Source organism: Chryseobacterium sp. NRRL B-14798 (assembly GCF_050470705.1).
In the GTDB taxonomy this organism is placed as follows: Bacteria; Bacteroidota; Bacteroidia; order Flavobacteriales; family Weeksellaceae; genus Chryseobacterium; species Chryseobacterium cupriresistens.
Map to the genome: position 1 here is coordinate 2,123,261 of NZ_JBFLUL010000005.1, position 18,250 is coordinate 2,141,510.

Here is an 18,250-nt window from a genome sequence, read left to right on the forward strand (position 1 = left end):
AATACTTGATTAGTTGTCATGTTATGTTACATGACTTTGTTATTCAGTTTTTTGACAGAATTGAACATGAAACAGGTCCATTTGATAATGTTTTTTTTGATCCCGATTTTTATGATATTGTAAGAAGGCACCCAAAAATAGTGAAGCAACCACTAATTGATATTTATAGTATTTTAAGAAGACTCAATCAAGTCACAAGAACTACTATTTGTCATCAAATAAAAGACAGTAATAACATAGAGTTAATATGCTCTGGTGGCTATTCACCAGTTTTATTAGACAGCAATGTTAAAGGTTTAAAGAAATTATTAAGAGATTTTTTCTTGAATTTATATGATCAAGTATTAGACGGAAATGCTTTTCGTGAAAAATTTAATACAACACTTTTAGAACATTTCAATAAATTTAGAAAGATTAATAAAAATACAACTCTTTGCCCAACCTGTGGAATTGGAGAATTAAAAATGGAAGAAAGTAAAACGCGTGACCAATATGACCATTTTTTACCAAAATCGTTATATCCATTTTCCTCAGTTAATTTTGAAAATTTAATTCTCTGTTGTAAAGAATGTAACTCATTTGATGTTAAGGGTGATAAAGATACTATAGCAATATCAACAGGCCATTTATTTTATCCTTTTGATTTAAATCATCAAAAAATATCTGTATCATTCGACATAATTACTGATAACACAAAACCTGAACAGATAGTTTGGGACATAAATTATTTCAGTCCTGATGGTAAGGTTGACGAAATACAATCTTGGCGAAATATTTATGATATTGATATTAGATATTCTGATTTTGCAAAGGGGAGAGTAGAAAAATGGTATCGCTTTTATTGGGAATATATCAATGATTCTGATATGGCTCATATGCCCGAAGAAGATAGAAAAATTGCATGTCTAAAAGCTTTAGAACTAGATGAAAAATTAAATCTTTCATTTATTAGAAAGCCAGTTTTAGATGGTTTTTTAAGAGATTCTGTTTTAGCAAGAGCACAAATTGAAGCTAATGTATATGTTTGAAAAATGAAGGTGATGCCAACATCACTAATACCTATTAAGCAATCTGTGAAAAATAACTGAATTTTAAGATAAAGTCTCAAAAAATACTCATCAGAAAACATAAGAACTTCTTCCACAAATTTCAAATCAACATTAAAAAGAAACATGATTCACAATAAAATCACTTATGTACATAGTTAGGATTTTATTTTTTATTATAAATTATTTTCTATGCGAAAATATTTTATTAGCTCTAAAGGTGAAACATTTAAACCTCTCGCTAAATCTAAAAAAGTTGTGAAGGCAAAATTTCTTTTACCATTTTCTACATCACTCACCGTTGATTTTGTAAGATTATTACTATTAGTGACGACATCATCTTGACTTAGGCCTTTACTTTTTCTAAGGTCTTTTATGTGAATTCCAAATCTAACCAATTCTTCATCTTTTGCTCCCATAAAGATATTTTTACAAAAAGCGGGATTTTTTAAAAAATAAATGTTATAAGATCTTATAATAAATAAGAGTTTTTTATTATATTTGTAAAATAGGTTACAGAAAATGTAACTTTGCGATACTTCAAAGAATAATAGAAGCTATTGCTTAGAGTCTCAAATTCGAAAACTGGTAATTTTTAACATACGAGATGATAAGCAGGAAGCTCACGACCTAGGCGTGGGCTCTCTTATCTGTATGTAAGGTATACCAGTACCCCGAATTGGATAATGTAGAGTCCCATGCCGTTTTTTTTCAATGCAGTCGCTTTATCTCTACACAAAAAATCTAAGCCCGCTTCCTAAACATAGTATCAGACTACACGATACAATAGGAGGGTACAACCTATTGCGGCTTTAAAAAGCTTACACGGGAACACAGATTTCATTCATATTAAATTCTTTCCGGTGCCTTGCGGTCACCGCTTACAGAACCTCACCAGTCCTTTTTCATACCAAAGGGCATCAGGGAAGTCTTTAACTACAAAATGAATTAAAAAACTACTCAACTTAAAATCAGAAGAAAGAAAAAGCCCCTTCCCATAGAGTTTGCAGACCAACGGGAAAGAGCGGAGTTCAGTAATTAATCTTTAAAAATTAAAAACCTTTACAAATCTATGAAAAATTCCTATTACAATATAGGAGGCATTTTCTTTGGGCTCATGTTTACTGCTGTAAGCATCCATACAAAAGCCCAAACACGCACCATTTCCGGTACCGTAACCTCATCAGGTAAACCTCTTTCAGGAGTTATAATCTCACAAGAGGGTAGTGATCAGGTAACGATGACCGGCAACAACGGAACCTATACCTTACAGGTTTCAGCAGAAAATACCATCCTATTGTTCAGACACCCTGATTATGCAGAAGAAAAATTAACACTCACTAATCAGACTGTCGTTAATATCAGCTTAGAACAAAAAGTAAAGGGAATCGAAGAAGTTATTCTCAACGCTGGCTACTATAAGGTTAAAGACAAAGAAAGAACCGGTAGTATCGCCAAAGTTTCAGCAAAAGATATCGAAAATCAACCTGTTTTGAATGTGCTCTCTGCGGCTCAGGGAAGGGTAGCGGGAGTGAATATTGTACAGAACTCGGGAATGCCGGGAGGAGGCTATGATATTCAGATAAGAGGAAAGAACAGTCTGAGGGCTTTGGGGAATAATCCGCTGTATGTAGTGGATGGGGTTCCGGTAGGAGGAGAAATGGCTTCCCAGTTTTCAGGAGCGGTACTGCCCGCCAGCAGTATCAATCCGCTGAATAGTATTAATCCTGCGGATATTGAGAGTATTGAGATTCTGAAAGATGCGGATGCGACCTCGATCTATGGATCTAGGGGAGCGAATGGAGTCGTGCTGGTCACTACCAAGAAAGGGAAGAATGGGAAAGCTGGCGCAGGTGCAGTTGCAGGAGGAGCAGGGAATCTGGGATTAAATGTAGGAACTTCCTATGCGGTGAGTTCTGTGATCAGTAACCTCAACATGATGAAGACCGGGGACTATCTCAGGATGAGAAGGCAGGCCTATCAGAATGACGGGATTTCTGTATATCCGGCTAATGCGTATGATGTTAACGGAGTATGGGATCAGGCAAAGTATACCGATTGGAGGAAAGAGCTCATCGGAAATACCGCAGATGCTTTTACCGCGAATGTTTCCTTAAACGGAGGCAATGACAGAACAAGTTTTCTGGTAGGCTATGGGCACAATGAGCAGTCTACCGTGTTTTCAAAAGGGTTTAAGTATAAGGCGGATAATCTGGCTGCCAATATCAGCCACACCTCTGAAGACAAGCGTTTTCAGCTCAGTGTCTCCAGCAGGTTTTCTCTTCAGAAAAATAATGTATTGAGTGAGGATATCACCAGACAGGCTTTCCTGATGGTACCCAATGCTCCGGCTTTGTATCTGCCCGACGGAAGCCTCAACTGGGAGAACAATACCTTCAACAATCCGGCAGGGCTGTATAACAGTTCCTATTCCTATGAGAACAAGCAGTTTTTAACCAATATAAATGTACAGTATGAACTGCTGGAACATTGGTTTTTGAAGTTCAGTGGAGGGCTTAATTACCAGTCTTTTGATGAAAGGTCATTAAAGCCCAATACCATGTATAATCCTTCATCCTATCAGGGGCAGTCCAGTGCGAGCTCGCAGTCGTATAAGAGTAATCAGGACCGTTTTTCCTTTATTTTGGAACCTCAGCTCAGCTGGCAGATGAAGAAGGGCAGACATGCTTTGGATGTGCTGGTAGGGACGACCTTTCAGCGGGATACAGGCAATCAGGGTTCTATGATCGGGATTGGATTTGAAAGTAATGCCTTCATAGAGAACATAGGAGCGGCAAGGACCAGGATTATTACCGATCAGATTAAAACGGAGTACCGCTATGCTGCTTTCTTTGGAAGGGTGAATTACCAATATGCCGGAAGGTATATCCTGAATATGACGGGAAGAAGGGATGGAAGCAGCCGCTTTGGTCCCAGCAATAAGTTTGCGAATTTCGGGGCCGTGGGAGCGGCATGGATATTCTCTCAGGAAGGATTTTTGAAAAATAAGAAATGGCTGAGCTTTGGGAAACTTCGTAGCAGCTACGGAACTACCGGAAGTGATAATATTGGAGACTATGGGTATCTGGATACCTATGATCTCTCGGAATACCTCTATAACAATACAGCAGGGCTCAATCCTTCAAGACTGTATAACCCGGATTACAGCTGGGAGAAGACCACCAAACTGGAAGCGGCTTTGGAACTGGGATTTCTGAAAAACAGGATTAACCTGACTACAGCGTGGTACAGGAACCGTTCTTCGAGTCAGCTGGTGGGATATCAGCTTCCTTCCATAACAGGCTTTCCAAGTGTACTGGCCAATCTGGATGCCGTCGTGGAGAACTCAGGATGGGAGCTGGAACTCTCCGGGAGACCTGTTTCAGGTGGAGCTTTTCAGTGGGAATCCAACGTTAATATAAGTTTTCCAAAGAACAAGCTGGTTTCTTTTCCGGGTCTTGCAGGGTCTACCTATGCCAATACCTATGTTATAGGACAGCCCATCACATCGGTAAAGGTATATCAGTATGAAGGAATTGATCCGGCTACGGGATTATACCGGTTCAAAGACTTTAATGGCGATGGCAGGATCACAGCGCCTGACGACAGGCAGGCTGTGGAGAATATCGGAGTTAGGTATTTTGGAGGCTGGAACAATACCCTTCGCTTTAAGAACTGGAACCTGTCGTTTCTCTTTCAGTTTGTGAAACAGAGAAACTGGAATTATAATAATATCATGCCTATACCGGGAACCATGAATAACCAGCCTCAGGAGGTATTGGATGTATGGTCTGCTGAGAATCCCGGGGGAAGCTATATGCCGTATTCTTCAGGCAGTAATGGGATCAAGAATCAGCTCCATGTGTTTTTTATGAACAGTACGGCAGCGGTGTCCGATGCTTCTTTTATCCGGCTTAAGAACCTGGAGCTGGGCTATCAGGCTCCGGTAAAGGGCACATTCAAAAGTGTGAAAGTTTATTTTCAGGGACAGAACCTGCTGACCTTTACCAGATACTTCGGGCCTGATCCTGAGTTCAGGAACATTGGCTTCCTGCCGCCTTTAAAAACTTATTCCATGGGAGTGCTGATCACCCTGTAAATCTAAATGCTAAAAAAAATAATAATGAAAAATTCAAAAATTAATATAAATCAATATCGTAAGGCGATGGTGTTCTGGAGGAATACGGGAATGATTCTGCTGTTTTGTATCCTTGCTTTCTCCTGTGAAAAGATGCTGGAAGTGGAAACGCCTTCCAATCAGATCGGAAAAGATAAGGTCTTTGCAGACGTTCAGACCGCTAATGCATCGCTGGCAGGACTATATGCGGGTTTAAGGGATAATTCTCCGCTGTCAGGGGAGTCACTGGGACCTTTTCTGGGTGTCTATACCGATGATCTGGACTCTTATGCCTTAACCGATACCGATGGCGTACTGGCGCTGTATCACAATCAGCAGACCGATACCAATTCTACCGTGTATTCGGTATGGTCAACCGCGTACCAGCACATCTATGCCGCCAATGCCATTATAGAAGGAGTCAGAGCATCAGCTCTGCCGGGTAATGAAAAGAACAGAATAGAAGGGGAAGCCCTTCTGGTCCGAAGCATACTTCTGTTTTATCTTCAGCAGGTCTTTGGACCCGTTCCTTATCCGGTAACAACGGATTATAAGGTTAACCAGTCTTTGTCAAGGATAGAATCCGGGGAGGTGCTGTCAAGGCTGGAAACGGATCTTTCTTACTGTGCGGGGTTGCTCCCGGATCAGTACCGGGACGCGGAAAGGGTATATCCCAACCGGAAAACAGCAGAGCTGATGCTGGCCAAAGTGTATATGGTAAGGCAGAAGTGGGCAGAGGCAGAGCATGTGCTTAAGACCATTTTGGGGAGTCCGCTGTACAGTTTTCAGAATGACTTGTCAAAGGTGTTTCAGAAGGATTCAAAGCATATTATATGGCAGTTAAAGCCCGCGAATCCCGGTGATCCTGTGAAAGAAGCGATGGTATACTACTTTTCAGGAGCGGCGCCTACAGGATACGCGTTATCTGAAAGCCTTGTGAATTCATTTGAAGCAGGAGACCTTAGAAAACAGCTGTGGATGGCTGCGGTAACCGTGGGAGGGAATACGTGGTACAGAGCGGATAAGTATAAAAATATCACCATCAATGATACTGAAGATTCTATCGTCTTCCGTCTGGAAGAAGTATATTTACTGCTGGCAGAAGCGCTTGCTCAGCAGAATAAGATTGGGGAAGCATTGCAGTATATCAATCCGGTGAGACAGCGGGCAGGAATGAGTGCTTTAACATTAGTTCCAAAAGAGGTTTTGCTGAGTGAAATCCTCTTGGAAAATAGAAGGGAGTTCTTTACCGAAATGGGGCACCGCTTTCTGGACTTAAAACGCAATAACAGGCTCGCTGATCTGCAGGCGGTAAAGCCCAATTGGAAACCTTTTCATAGTGTATGGCCCATTCCGCAGAAAGATATCCTCCTTAATCCTAACCTTAATCCGCAGAATAATGGCTATTAACATCAATAAACTGATTATTCTATTGCTTATTCTGCTGGGAATGGTTTGTTATGGACAGGCCTTTAGGGACTCATTGAAAGATGAAAGTTCTCAATATTACAACATTGCCGTTAATAAAGTGTCGGATGACAGCAAATGGATCGTAGCCACAAAAGTGTACAGGAATAATTATGATACCGCAGTGGTACTGGCTGCAGGAAGATCAGGAGTAAAATCACTGGTTGGAACACTGACCAACAAATACCAGTACTCTTTTGTAAAAGGCAATCAGCTGCTGGCATTGGGGCAGGGGAAAGCTTTGTTATGGAATCTTGCTACAGGAATGCAGAAAGAAGTGAAAACAGGCCGGGAGGGCAGTGATTCAGGAAGTATTATACAGAGCGGGATCATAGAGAAAGGACAGAAGTATTTTGTGCAGACCAGCGATAGTATTCTTCATATTTATAATAGAAAATCTGAACTGTTGGAAAGAGTAGAGCGGGTGCAGTATTTCAGGGTAGGCAGTTCAGGAACTGCATTGTATATTGTGAAAAAAGAAGGCCGGGAAAACCAGCTCGTCAGGTATTCCGGTGATAAAGTGCAAAAAGTATATTCTACATCCGGTATGATACGGAGCATTGAGGAAACACCTTCAGGAAAATTGATGATTCTTAAGGAAGAAGTGTCAAGTGGCGGTAATGCTGGTACAGAAAGTAAGTCTCAGAAAATTGTTTTTGTGGATACAGCGAACTTAGAGCTGCTGTATCCGGATATCGGAGAAATAAAGCAGGAGGAATACCTGCGGTTTACGGAAATACAGAAAGGAAAAGCGGTTATGATTACGGGAATGACGCATATTGCGGCAGAAAAAGGAACGGTGGATATCTGGTATGGAAATGACGGGAATCTGGAGGCTAAGCAGGAAGGTTCTTTTGTAAAAAGATATTGGATATGGAAAAAAGAAGAAAGGGAGGTGATCAGGGTTCCCTCTGACCGTTTTTCAACGGTAGCAAGCCTGAATAACCCGGATTACTTTCTGATGTTTAACAGGGATGAACTTCAGAATTATTCCACCCTGTTTCCTCTGATTCATGGCTGGCTTTATAATATGAAAAGGAATACGTATGAAGATCTGGGCATCATGCAGGCGGAGGTTTCAGTATCAGATCAAGGAAATCATTTTGTGTATAAAAATAAGCAAGGAATATGGATCTTGTTGGATACAGATACCTTAAATAGGATGGTTCTTGAAAAAGAGGACCTGACAAAAGCGTATTTCAGCAAAGATGGCAAAACGATCTACTTTGAAAGCAGCAGTGATCTTTGGAGATATGAAATCAATAAAGGGAAGTTTACGGCACTTACTATCGATAAGGAAAATGAAGTAAGGGTGGTCACTAAAGATGAAACGGATTTATATCCTGAAACAGGTTATAATTTCAGAAGAAGCATACTGGATGTAAATGCTCCGGTGCTCTTGTCAGTAACCCGGAAAGGAACCATAGAGAAGACTTTTTTGAAATGGTATAAGGGTCGTGTAGAAACACTCATGGCTTCTTCTGATTCTAATATTACATGGTATAAGGCGGATGGAATGTTAAATAAAGCCATATATGTGGAAGAAAGCCTTCATAAGCCGCCGGGAATTGTTTATAAAGAGATCGGACACCCAAAAGGGGATGTTATCTTTCAGAGTAATCCACAGGATAAAACATCTGCTTTGATTAGTATGGAGATTATTAGTTTTAAAAATAAAGAGGAGATATCTTTAAAAGGGCTTCTGTATTATCCGATTGGATACACAGAAGGGAAAAAATATCCGATGGTGGTACATATCTATGAGGTGCAAAGCAGAAATCCTAACCAGTATTTGTCACCACTCAATAATTTTCCGGTAGGGTTTTCTATTAAGAAGCTTCTGGAAGATGGATATTTTGTGTATCTGCCGGATATTGTAAACGGAGCATCCGGGGTAGGACTCTCAGCACTCGACTGTGTGGAAAGTTCTCTGGATGCTTTAGAGGGGCATCAGGGGGTTGATCTTATGAATGTGGGGCTGATAGGCCATTCTTTCGGCGGCTACAGGACGAACTTTATAGCAGGTCATTCCCACCGTTTTAAGACCTATATTTCAGGAGCTGGAGCCAGTGATCTGACCAGAATGTATTTTTCCTATAATGAAACATCATCGACTCCTTTTTACTGGCAGTTTGAAGAGGGACAGTATGATATGGATGCTTCTTTTGCAGAAAATAAGAAGCTGTATATGGATAATAATCCGATTAATAATGTACATCTAGTGAGTGCCCCGATGCTTTTATGGACCGGGATGGAGGATAAAAGGATTGTATGGGATCAGACGATGGAATTGTATATAGGATTGAAAAGAAATAAAAAGGATGTCGTGGCATTGCTGTATCCGGGAGAAGGACATGTTTTTACAACTGGTTCCAAAGCAGAGAAAGATTTGGAAATTAGGATACGGGATTGGTGGGATTATTTTCTGAAAGGGAAGAAGGAGATTCCATGGATAGAGAAACAAATGAAAAAAGATATACAGTTTTAAGAATTACTAAGTGGTAAATAAAACTAAAAGCTTCAGAATATTCTGAAGCTTTTAACATGATAAGTTCTGTTACGTGATTATATTAATTCTAATGCAGATACTGTAAAACATCTTTTTTTTCTAAAGTGAATGTTTGATGAGATTCATTCTCTATGGTAATAGACTGATTTTGGTCAAGGAGTTCCTTTATTTTACAAAAGGTGTCGCCTGAGGCCTTTGTAACATCAGTGTTGTTGATTTTAATAATTTTATCCGTTAGTTTTATCTCTGATAATTGAGGAACTTCCAGTTTGTTAACAATAACAATGCTGTTGTCAACAGGAGCTAATGCGATTCCGAAACTTTGATATCGCGGCTTTTTTCCTTCATTGGCAAGAAGAATTTTTTTGCTGATAAAATCAAGGTCTACCAAGTAGTTTTCAATAAATTTTGTACCAATGAGATTAGGAGAATCTGAACTGCTGTCAATAATTTGAGGACCAAGTTGGGTATTATTAAGCTCGACTTCCATTAGATCAACCTGTCTTTGCCCTTTTACAATACTATTTAAGGATTGTGATAAGAGTCCTTCAAAAGTTAGAAAGTCTTTATCTTTTATTTTATCATACACCTTTTGATTCACTGTAAAGCCCATTCCTGAGCCGGTATCAAAAATGAATTCTATATTTTGATTTCTTATTTTAGCATTAAGTTTGGGAACACCCGTGAAGCTTTCTTCAGAAAAAGAGATTGCTGCAACAGTACCAGATTGTTCCTGAGGTTTATCAAAGACTGTAATAGTCTTTGCCTTAAAGTCTATTCGCCAAACCTTATCCTTCATCATATTGGCACCAAAAATTCCACTGATCTTTTTGCATGCCCTGCCGCTCATCCAGCTGATGTCAGCAAATGAAAAATTGATGTTTTTCATTTTCAGATCTGCTATTTGGATATAATCTGTTGAGAAAACCTCCATCTTAGACTTTGCGTTATTTGCATCTACGCCTTCGAAAACAGTTGTACTTTTTTTTTCATTCAGCTGGTTTTTTAGCTCTGCTGAAATGATGGTAAAAGCTCCCGAATCAAAAATAAAGCTATGTCTATTATTTTTAATACTTACATCAACAACAATTTTTCCATCGATAAGCTCAAAAGGTATGGTCGTAGCGTTAAAAAAGAAAGGGGTTAGTGTTAATAGTAATATAAATAAATGTGATTTAATATTTTTCATTTTCTTATTTATCGGGGTGTCAGGCAAATATAATTAAAAAAATAAATAAAGGCTGCCATATGGGGCAGCCTTATTGTTCATAAGCCTTGGTAAATTACCAGGTCCACTTGATACCTACTGAACCTGTAACAGTCGTAGCACCAGTTTGTGGATTGGTTGTAGTACTTACATTGGTTGAAAGTTCTTTCTTTTTCTTTCCTCTTGCAGCAAAAGCTGAAGGAGGCGTTGTATCCTGCATCTCAACAGGTATTTGTCCTAAGAATCCGATTGCCAGGCTGAATCCTGTTACTCTGATATCGACTAATTCTACTTCTTTTAAATACAACAGTTGTTCATCAGACATTTCAAAGCTTTCTGAAATGAATTCAACCGGATTGCTTGCTACATATTCAGCAATTTTTAAGAGTTAATGTACTCAATTCTTTTTGTTTTGCTTGTACTCCTTCAGGAGTAAATGGGAATTTGTTCATAATGATTGGTTAGGTTAATTGGTTAAACTTAGTAAAGACTGGAAGAGCTCTTATCGTGTTTTCTTACTGAAACAAAGATAGTTTCGTATAGCGACAGAACTCGTCGTGTTAAAAATTAAAAGAAAAAAAATTAGCTTTTTTAAATAAAGGCTGCCATGCAGACAGCCTATTGTATCAACTGTAAGATTACCAAGACCATTTGATGCCTACTGAACCTGTTACAGTCGTAGCACCGGTTTGTGGATTGGTTGTAGTACTTACATTGGTTGAAAGTTCTTTCTTTTTCTTTCCTCTTGCAGCGAAAGCTGATGGAGGTGTTGTATCCTGCATTTCAACAGGAATCTGTCCTAAGAATCCAATAGCAAGGCTGAATCCTGTTACTCTGATATCGACCAGTTCAAGTTCTTTTAAATATACCTGCTGCTCGTCAGACATCTCAAAGTTTTCAGAAATGAATTCAACAGGATTGCTTGCTGCATATTCAGCAATTTTTAATCTCTCTTCAAGAGTTAATGTACTCAGTTCTTTTTGTTTTGCTTGTACTCCTTCAGGAGTAAATGGGAATTTGTTCATAATGATTTGGTTAGGTTAATTGGTTAATAATTTAAGTAAAGTTTGGAAGAGCTCTTATCCTTTTTCTTACTGATACAAAGATAGTTTCGTGTAGCGACAGAACTCGTCGTGTTAAAAATTAAATGAAGAAAATTTCATCTTTTTTAAAAAAACTACCAACACGGCAGTACCGTAAAGTGGAAAGTGGAGAAAGGACATAGCGTAGATCATCGGTTGGGATTAGCAGCTATTCATTAAAAAAATTACCATACAATTCAGAAATAAAACCGCTGTTAAATGAAATGTGGCTGAATTATATTGTGATTCAGGCTTCTCAAAGTAATCGTAAATGATAAAAAGGATGCCTGTGGCATCCTCTTTTGTTAATTGATAGGGTTTACGGTAAAATTTCAAACAAATCTCCGAAGCACTGTGAGCCGCTCATTCTTTTTAAGTTGTGAGGGCCTGTGGCATCTGTGTACGTGCAGAGTACTCCTGTGTTAACTGTTTCACAGTTTTTAACGGCTACACAGGTAGGTTCTCCGAAATTGCCTACTTTGTATCCAATAGTAATCACTTTGGATGAACTTTCGATGGTTGATGCTAATGCACCTCCTGTGCCCATAATCACCAGGGCGGCAGGAATAAGAAACTTTTTCATAATAATTGAAGTTTTTGGTTAATGATTGCTTACTCTTTGTTCAGGTTTTCAGCTTCCCCTGCTGTAAAATATTTTACATTAGATGTTCGGTATCGGTAGCGGATCAGTTTTCTGCCGGCTATAGCATAGAGGTACTGATCGGTGACCATAATCTGAGAAACGGGTTTGTTATCAATACGATCTAAATAAAAGCTTCCGGTATATTCCTGTTTGTCCGTCCTATAGATGTCAACGATCGTAGAGCTTTTCCACCGGTCTTTGCTTTCGTGTTTTCCCATGAGATGGGATTGATTAAAAAGGAAAGGACCATTAGCCGCTAAGGCAGCGTTAACCTTTTGAGGGCGGGATTTTAATTTTGTACTGCCATCCGCCAGAGTAACGGGCTCAACCTGCGCCCTTGAAATGGTATCAATGGTTTTGAATTTCTTGAGCCGAAGCTGGTCATTCATTACCAGGAATTGATTTCTGTAGGCATACATGTAGGTGATACGTTGGCTTTTTAAGTCAGTAACCAATTGGCCGTCCGCATCAAATATTCCGTCAATCTGCTTTTCCAGCAACTGGTCATGTAAGGTAAATTTCGGATGACTATTTAGAGAAAGCAATCCTAATTCATATTCTCCAGTCTTACTGCTGCGTATTCTTACTGCGAAGGTTGAAGAATCAATAACGGCAAGCTGATTAAAGTACACTTCGTTATAGCTGATGGTCCGGGCTGCCGGTTCTGTTAGTTTTCCTTTATAAATAACAGGAACACTTCCGTCATAGAGATAATAATCTGAATCTTTTACCCTTAATTGCAGGTTAGTGTAGGTGTGATCTGTCTGATCGGGATAGATATGCATGGTTTGTAATGCGTTAAAAAGATTATCCGTGGATGTCAGAGCCAAAGGGGTTGATTTGTTTCCCAGAAATACATTGAGTGTGTTATTTCCGGCAAAGTAATAATGTTCATTGTCAAGCTTTAATACTTTATCTTCAATCAGCGGATGGATAAGAAAACGACGGGTAAAATTATTTTCCTTTTTTATGGTGTATTCTGAACTGATATAAAGCAGAATGACTACAAAAGAGCTTGTCAGGATAGTCGCGCATAGTATTATATAAGCTTTATATCTGTTTTTTTGCTGGTTATGATAGATACAGATCAACGCAATAACTGCCAGGAGTACACATACAAGATTGAAAAAAAGATGCTCATCCCAGTCCATTTTTTCCAGAATACCCCCGCATGAACACGGAACAGACTCACTATAATGCAGGATCATATAGATATAAGCGGTGAAACTGGTCATTATCCCCAAAGAAAAGAATAAACCTGCAGGTCTTAAACGTGGAATCAGCAGCAGAATAACGATCAGTAATTCAATACTTATTACAGCGTAAGATAGCACTCCGGCATAAGCTGTCAGAATAGGAGACTGGGCAATCTGAACCTGATAATTTTCAAAATCAAGAATCTTGCTTACCGATGCGTACATAAACAGCAGTACAAAAAAGTAAGCAGTTAATGTCGGTAGTTGTTCAACGAGCTTTCTCATGGTATTTTATTAGCATTGGTATAAAAGAATCCATACAACTTTTTGTCCGCAATATTCCGGCATTGTTGATTTCTCAGCAATAATGATTGTTGTGGTGAAAGTCCCCTTGTTTTTCCATAGCCCGCTGACCGGACACTTTTGTCCTGATCTTATTGTCAGGATTGGAATTGATGTATCATTCATTTCAATGGTTATTGGTTTGTAGGTTTCCAATGGTCGCGATCTTTAGGAGGATCGCTTTCCATATATTGTGTGCTGTCTGATTTTGCAGAAAGACTATTAATATTGAGATTATTCTCCTGAGGACCTTCGGCTGATACAGATTGATCCGGATGACAGGCATGCAGGATTATAGTGATGATAATTCCTGATGAAATGTAAATTAAGGTTTTCATAATCTGGGATTTAAAAATTAGTGATCCCGGCCGGTTTTTATTAGAATTCTGAGAACGAATTTAGAACATCGACGGACTGAAAAAAATGATGTTTGGACTTGATTTATAAATTATTGAGGTATGTTTTGTAAATTAAATCAAAATATAATATTGATTTAATGTTTTGGAAATCAATTTGTTGTGTTTTATTTTGATGATTGTTAAATTCCCTTTCTGTTGAAATAATTTTATTCCTGTTTCAATTTGTGTACTTTTGAATAATAATCATTGTATTTCAAAAATTTGTGATGAAAACTTTTTCTGTTTTGAAAAAAGCAATATTTTTTTTTGTATTTATTAGCATTTTAACGGATGGTCAGAAGTTTTCAGACTACAGGGCACGTTATGATAACTTTGATGAAAATGATGCCCGTGCACTGGAATTTGTTAATCCCTATATTAAAGAAGCTGGAAAAACAAATAACTACAAAGAATTATCACAGGCTTACAGGGATGCAGTCTACTTTAGCAAAGACAGAAAACTTGTTTACGCCGATAGTACGATATGGGCTGCATTATTGTCAAAGGATTCTCAAACAATCGGAAATGCCTATCTCACTAAGGGCAGTATATATTATTTCACGTTACGTAAATATCAGAAAGCCTTAGATGAATATCTAAAGGCCTGGAAATATCTAAAAAATTCTGATAATTCTTATCTCTACTACAAAAATCTCTATCATATAGGAGTGGTTAAAAGCTATCTGGGATATTACGAGGAAGCCCTTAATATCTTCTTACAATGCAGCAGATATTATAATAAACCCCATACTTCGGAAACACTTTCCAATCTTCGATATAACAGAAAGAAGGGCTACCTGAACAGCCTTAATCAGATGGGCATTTGTCTTGTCCTGCTTGGCAGGTATCAGGAAGCAGCAGTGCTTACAGAACAGGGTCTGGAGCAATCATCAAATGATAAAGATTTTGATCTGGAAAGGAGTTATTTTTATAAACTTAAAGCAGTGCTGGGTTATCTTAATAATAAGGATAAAGAGGCGTTGTCGGATTTTGATACTGCTATAGGAGCTATTGAAAAGATAAATGACTTTACGAATGCCTCAGTTATTTACTTTTTGAAAGGTAAAATTCTGTTAAGAAATAAAAAAGACGATGAAGGAATAGGTTTCCTTAAAAAAGTGGATTCTGTATTTCAGCAAAATAATTTTGTTTTACCAGCGACCAGAGAAACATATGAGCTGCTTATTGATTATTACAGAAATAAGAAAGATCATAAACAAGAACTTTACTATACTAGACAATTATTAAAATTTGATAAAATATTATCTGCAGATTTTAAGTATCTCTCAACCAGGATTCATAAAGAATATGATACACAAGATCTGATGGAGTCAAAGAAAAAATTGGAAAATACCTCGTACTACGTTTATACCATAGCACTGCTTTCGTTCATCAGTGTTTTAGTGTTTTCTGTAGCAGGTTATTACAGAACAAGGAAAAAAAATAAAAAGGAAAAGGAGTATGTTCAACCAGATGAGGATGATCCTAAGCAGAGCAGTAGTGTCAAGACTTCCAGACTGCCTGAACATTTGGTGGAAGACATTCTAAGTAAGCTGCAGCAAATGGAAGAGAAAAATTTTTATCTTGAAAAGGGACTGACACAAAACCAGCTGGCCAAGAAACTGAAGACCAATACAGCATATTTATCTGCCATTATCAATGAGCATAAAGGCTGCAATTTTAATGCTTATATTAACCGCTTAAGAATTATATATGCAAAAGAAAGGCTTATTAACGATTCTCTATGGCGAAAATATGCGGTCGATGACCTGTCTAAAGAATGTGGTTTTTCCAACAGATCAAAATTTTCTAAATTGTTTCATGAAATGACTTCAATGAGCCCTGTTGAGTTTATCCAGAATATCGAGAATAGCAAAAATAATGATGGTACTGTTTAGGATTGATGAAAAGATGATTTGATTAATTTTTGTACTTTTTAAATAAAAATATGGAAATACAGCTGTTTTTTAAAAAGTGCAAAGAATTACAAAGAGAACTGGACAAAAAATTAGAGATGATTGATTCTACTCATAGTGAAGATAGGATAGGAGCCTGCGAAAAATCTTTGATGGAAATTGATACAGCCATAAGACTCATCAAATCAATGGTAGCCAGACTTGAATTTTCATCCGTAGCAGATGAAATTTATTTTTTTAAAGAACTCAAGCCGCTTTTTATTTCGCGTTTTATTTATTATTCAAATTTATTAGCTATTGAGGCGGCGAAACCGAATGCAGGACAATTAAGTTTAAAAGAATATTATAATTGTGAATTGCAATTGCTTAAAGATTTTTATCAGCAGCATATTGACTTTTATGAATATTACAGACGGAAAGCCGCATTTCTGGACCAGAAGTATTTTGTCAGGAATCAATTTGATCTCAAAACAAAACTTCAATCTGGGCTGTATAATTATGATGAAAAGTTTGCCACATCTCACGATCACCTAGTTGCCCAGATTCTTGCCAACGATCTTTTAGAGAAATATCTTTTACAATCGATCAGCCAAACAGAAGGATACATTTTTGAAAAAGTCACTGACAGGTCTCCCCTGAACTGGTCGGCTTCAAAGTCAGGATTGGTTGAACTTCTCTACGCACTTCATCAAACCTGCTGTTTCAACGGCGGAAATATTGAATTCAGTGAGGTAATACGTTTTACCGAAAAATCACTGAATGTTAATTTAGGGAACTTTTATAAGACCCTCCATGAAATTAAAAGCAGAAAAATTAACAGGACTAAGTTTCTTCAGCTTTTAAACGACAATCTTAATCAGTTTTTTGCAGATTGTGATCAATGAAGTGAACTTATGTCTTTTTTGCGGATAATCTTTCGGTAGTTATGACAGTCTACCGAAAGAATTTCCCAGTAAAGTGTAAACTTTGCTTTACTCTTAAAATAAATATCATGAACATTGACAGAACAGAATTTATGGCATGGATGGAGCGTATTATGACCCGATTTGATATTCTTGGCGAAAAATTAAGTCGAAAGCAAAATGATTTAAACAGTATTGACGGAGAACAGTTACTGGACAATCAGGATGTTTTGCAATTACTTAAGATCAGTGCCAGATCGTTGCAACGTTACCGCTCAGACAAAAGGCTGCCATATTATACAATAAGCGGAAAGTTGTATTATAAACTTTCTGATGTTCATCAGCTGATAAGAGATAGTTTTCGCCGGATTGAATGAAGAATATCGCAGATAAGCATCTTACAGTTATGAAATAAATAAGCCAATTAACTTTATTGGTTTAGATGGAGAGGTGTTAAGTCCGGGTTTGAAAGATAATTGGGATGGTGAATATACCCTTGTGACTGCCAAAAAATGATGTTGATATAGAGTTATGTTGTCGGGGAAAAAAGAAACGAGGATATGAACACAAAATTATTCATGCTATAATTTAAATTGATGTCTTATACATTTACATCCTGAGCAATGAAATAAAACCGGTAAGGCAATGGTATTCAATCCAATAAAGCAATCTCTATATGAAAACATTGATTCTGATTCTCAACTACGATTCTTGTAGATCAAGAAGTATAATCAAAAGTTATCCTGGATTATTCGAAGCTGTTAAGGAAAGTAAAAATTAGATCTAGCCCCTTGGCCCGAAATCTAGGGTGCTGTTAGCAAGTATAGACTTTCAATCACGACCAACCAGTATTTTTTAGTTACTTCACGTTGACTTTCATTTTTTAAATTATCAACATGAATCGAAATTGTGGTCTTATCCTTATCTTTAGTTGGAATAAACCTGACCTGCAAATGGGCACTTTCTTCAAAATCTTTATGCTTCCATGTAGTTCGGATGTGTGAATATTCTTTAAAAGTCGAAAAGTTCTGATCAACCCCCTCAGCCCAGTAGCCTAAGCCCCTGTCTGAAAAAAAGGTTTCCCAAAGTGTTTCCACGTTCGTTGGCATAGTTTTTCTGATTCCAAACTGCCAGCCGGCATCTTTCGTTAGTCCAATGTTTTTTGCCATGTTTAATTTTCTTAGTGTAATAAAGTTCGTATTCGAACTTAATGATTTTTTTCAATTGAAGCAAAAGTTCTTACCGGAAATATCCCGACACCTTTAAATTTTGGTGGAGCGGCGGTGAAGGAAAAAACTCTTAGCCGGCAATTTATGTAAATTACAAAGATGTTAGACAATCAAAATCCCTGTACCCAGTAGCTCTGTGTGAACTGGTCTTGTTCTGTTAGCCTTGTCATCTATATCCCAGCCAGTCTGTATTAGC

The 18,250-nt window shown here is 37.9% G+C and carries 16 protein-coding genes; 7 read left to right on the top strand and 9 right to left on the bottom strand.

Going from position 1 to position 18,250, the window contains the following annotated elements; all coding sequences use genetic code 11:
- Positions 1–23 precede the first annotated feature (23 nt).
- Complete coding sequence (locus AB1278_RS09985; protein WP_429814077.1) at positions 24–1,028, top strand: hypothetical protein; 1,005 nt, start codon at positions 24–26, stop codon at positions 1,026–1,028.
- A 194-nt stretch (positions 1,029–1,222) separates the two neighbouring features.
- Here the strand turns inward: AB1278_RS09985 and AB1278_RS09990 are convergent, their stop codons facing one another.
- Positions 1,223–1,465: a helix-turn-helix domain-containing protein gene (locus AB1278_RS09990; protein ID WP_429814080.1), complete on the bottom strand. Its 243-nt coding sequence runs from the start codon at positions 1,463–1,465 to the stop codon at positions 1,223–1,225.
- 653 nt (positions 1,466–2,118) lie between these two features.
- On the opposite strand from AB1278_RS09990, the gene AB1278_RS09995 reads away from it, so the two are divergent.
- The 3 genes from AB1278_RS09995 to AB1278_RS10005 are packed head-to-tail and all read left to right on the top strand — an operon-like array spanning position 2,119 to position 9,118.
- On the top strand, positions 2,119–5,145 hold the full coding sequence (locus AB1278_RS09995) for a SusC/RagA family TonB-linked outer membrane protein (RefSeq protein ID WP_429814083.1): 3,027 nt from the start codon (positions 2,119–2,121) through the stop codon (positions 5,143–5,145).
- A 24-nt stretch (positions 5,146–5,169) separates the two neighbouring features.
- Positions 5,170–6,573, top strand: coding sequence for a RagB/SusD family nutrient uptake outer membrane protein (locus tag AB1278_RS10000; protein ID WP_429814086.1), 1,404 nt, complete (start codon positions 5,170–5,172; stop codon positions 6,571–6,573).
- Positions 6,563–9,118 carry a prolyl oligopeptidase family serine peptidase gene (locus AB1278_RS10005; RefSeq protein ID WP_429814089.1) on the top strand — a complete coding sequence of 852 codons (2,556 nt, stop codon included), beginning with the start codon at positions 6,563–6,565 and terminating at the stop codon, positions 9,116–9,118. The genes AB1278_RS10000 and AB1278_RS10005 overlap by 11 nt, the downstream gene beginning before the upstream one ends.
- 88 nt (positions 9,119–9,206) lie before the next feature.
- Here the strand turns inward: AB1278_RS10005 and AB1278_RS10010 are convergent, their stop codons facing one another.
- From AB1278_RS10010 to AB1278_RS10040, 7 genes are all read right to left on the bottom strand, one after another.
- Positions 9,207–10,328 carry an aspartyl protease family protein gene (locus AB1278_RS10010; RefSeq protein WP_429814091.1) on the bottom strand — a complete coding sequence of 374 codons (1,122 nt, stop codon included), beginning with the start codon at positions 10,326–10,328 and terminating at the stop codon, positions 9,207–9,209.
- Between the two features lie 94 nt (positions 10,329–10,422).
- Entirely contained in the window at positions 10,423–10,671 is a 249-nt protein-coding gene (locus tag AB1278_RS10015; protein WP_411412990.1) for a hypothetical protein, read from the bottom strand.
- 313 nt (positions 10,672–10,984) lie between these two features.
- A complete protein-coding gene (locus AB1278_RS10020) occupies positions 10,985–11,371 on the bottom strand; it encodes a hypothetical protein (protein ID WP_429814094.1) in 387 nt (128 codons plus the stop codon).
- Positions 11,372–11,747: 376 nt separating this feature from the next.
- Entirely contained in the window at positions 11,748–12,011 is a 264-nt protein-coding gene (locus AB1278_RS10025) for a hypothetical protein (protein ID WP_429814097.1), read from the bottom strand.
- Positions 12,012–12,040: 29 nt separating this feature from the next.
- Complete coding sequence (locus AB1278_RS10030) at positions 12,041–13,552, bottom strand: MauE/DoxX family redox-associated membrane protein (protein WP_227942428.1); 1,512 nt, start codon at positions 13,550–13,552, stop codon at positions 12,041–12,043.
- Between the two features lie 9 nt (positions 13,553–13,561).
- Positions 13,562–13,735, bottom strand: a complete 174-nt coding sequence (locus AB1278_RS10035; RefSeq protein WP_183037380.1) for a hypothetical protein — start codon at positions 13,733–13,735, stop codon at positions 13,562–13,564.
- Between the two features lie 8 nt (positions 13,736–13,743).
- Positions 13,744–13,947: a hypothetical protein gene (locus AB1278_RS10040; RefSeq protein WP_047433482.1), complete on the bottom strand. Its 204-nt coding sequence runs from the start codon at positions 13,945–13,947 to the stop codon at positions 13,744–13,746.
- A 287-nt stretch (positions 13,948–14,234) separates the two neighbouring features.
- On the opposite strand from AB1278_RS10040, the gene AB1278_RS10045 reads away from it, so the two are divergent.
- The 3 genes from AB1278_RS10045 (at position 14,235) to AB1278_RS10055 (ending at position 17,202) form a co-directional block, all read left to right on the top strand.
- A complete protein-coding gene (locus AB1278_RS10045; protein WP_411412991.1) occupies positions 14,235–15,905 on the top strand; it encodes a helix-turn-helix domain-containing protein in 1,671 nt (556 codons plus the stop codon).
- Positions 15,906–15,955: 50 nt separating this feature from the next.
- Positions 15,956–16,807, top strand: a complete 852-nt coding sequence (locus tag AB1278_RS10050; RefSeq protein ID WP_227942427.1) for an RteC domain-containing protein — start codon at positions 15,956–15,958, stop codon at positions 16,805–16,807.
- Positions 16,808–16,914: 107 nt separating this feature from the next.
- A complete protein-coding gene (locus AB1278_RS10055) occupies positions 16,915–17,202 on the top strand; it encodes a helix-turn-helix domain-containing protein (RefSeq protein WP_047433479.1) in 288 nt (95 codons plus the stop codon).
- A 426-nt stretch (positions 17,203–17,628) separates the two neighbouring features.
- Here the strand turns inward: AB1278_RS10055 and AB1278_RS10060 are convergent, their stop codons facing one another.
- On the bottom strand, positions 17,629–17,994 hold the full coding sequence (locus tag AB1278_RS10060) for a hypothetical protein (protein WP_411412993.1): 366 nt from the start codon (positions 17,992–17,994) through the stop codon (positions 17,629–17,631).
- Between the last annotated feature and the right edge of the window lie 256 nt (positions 17,995–18,250).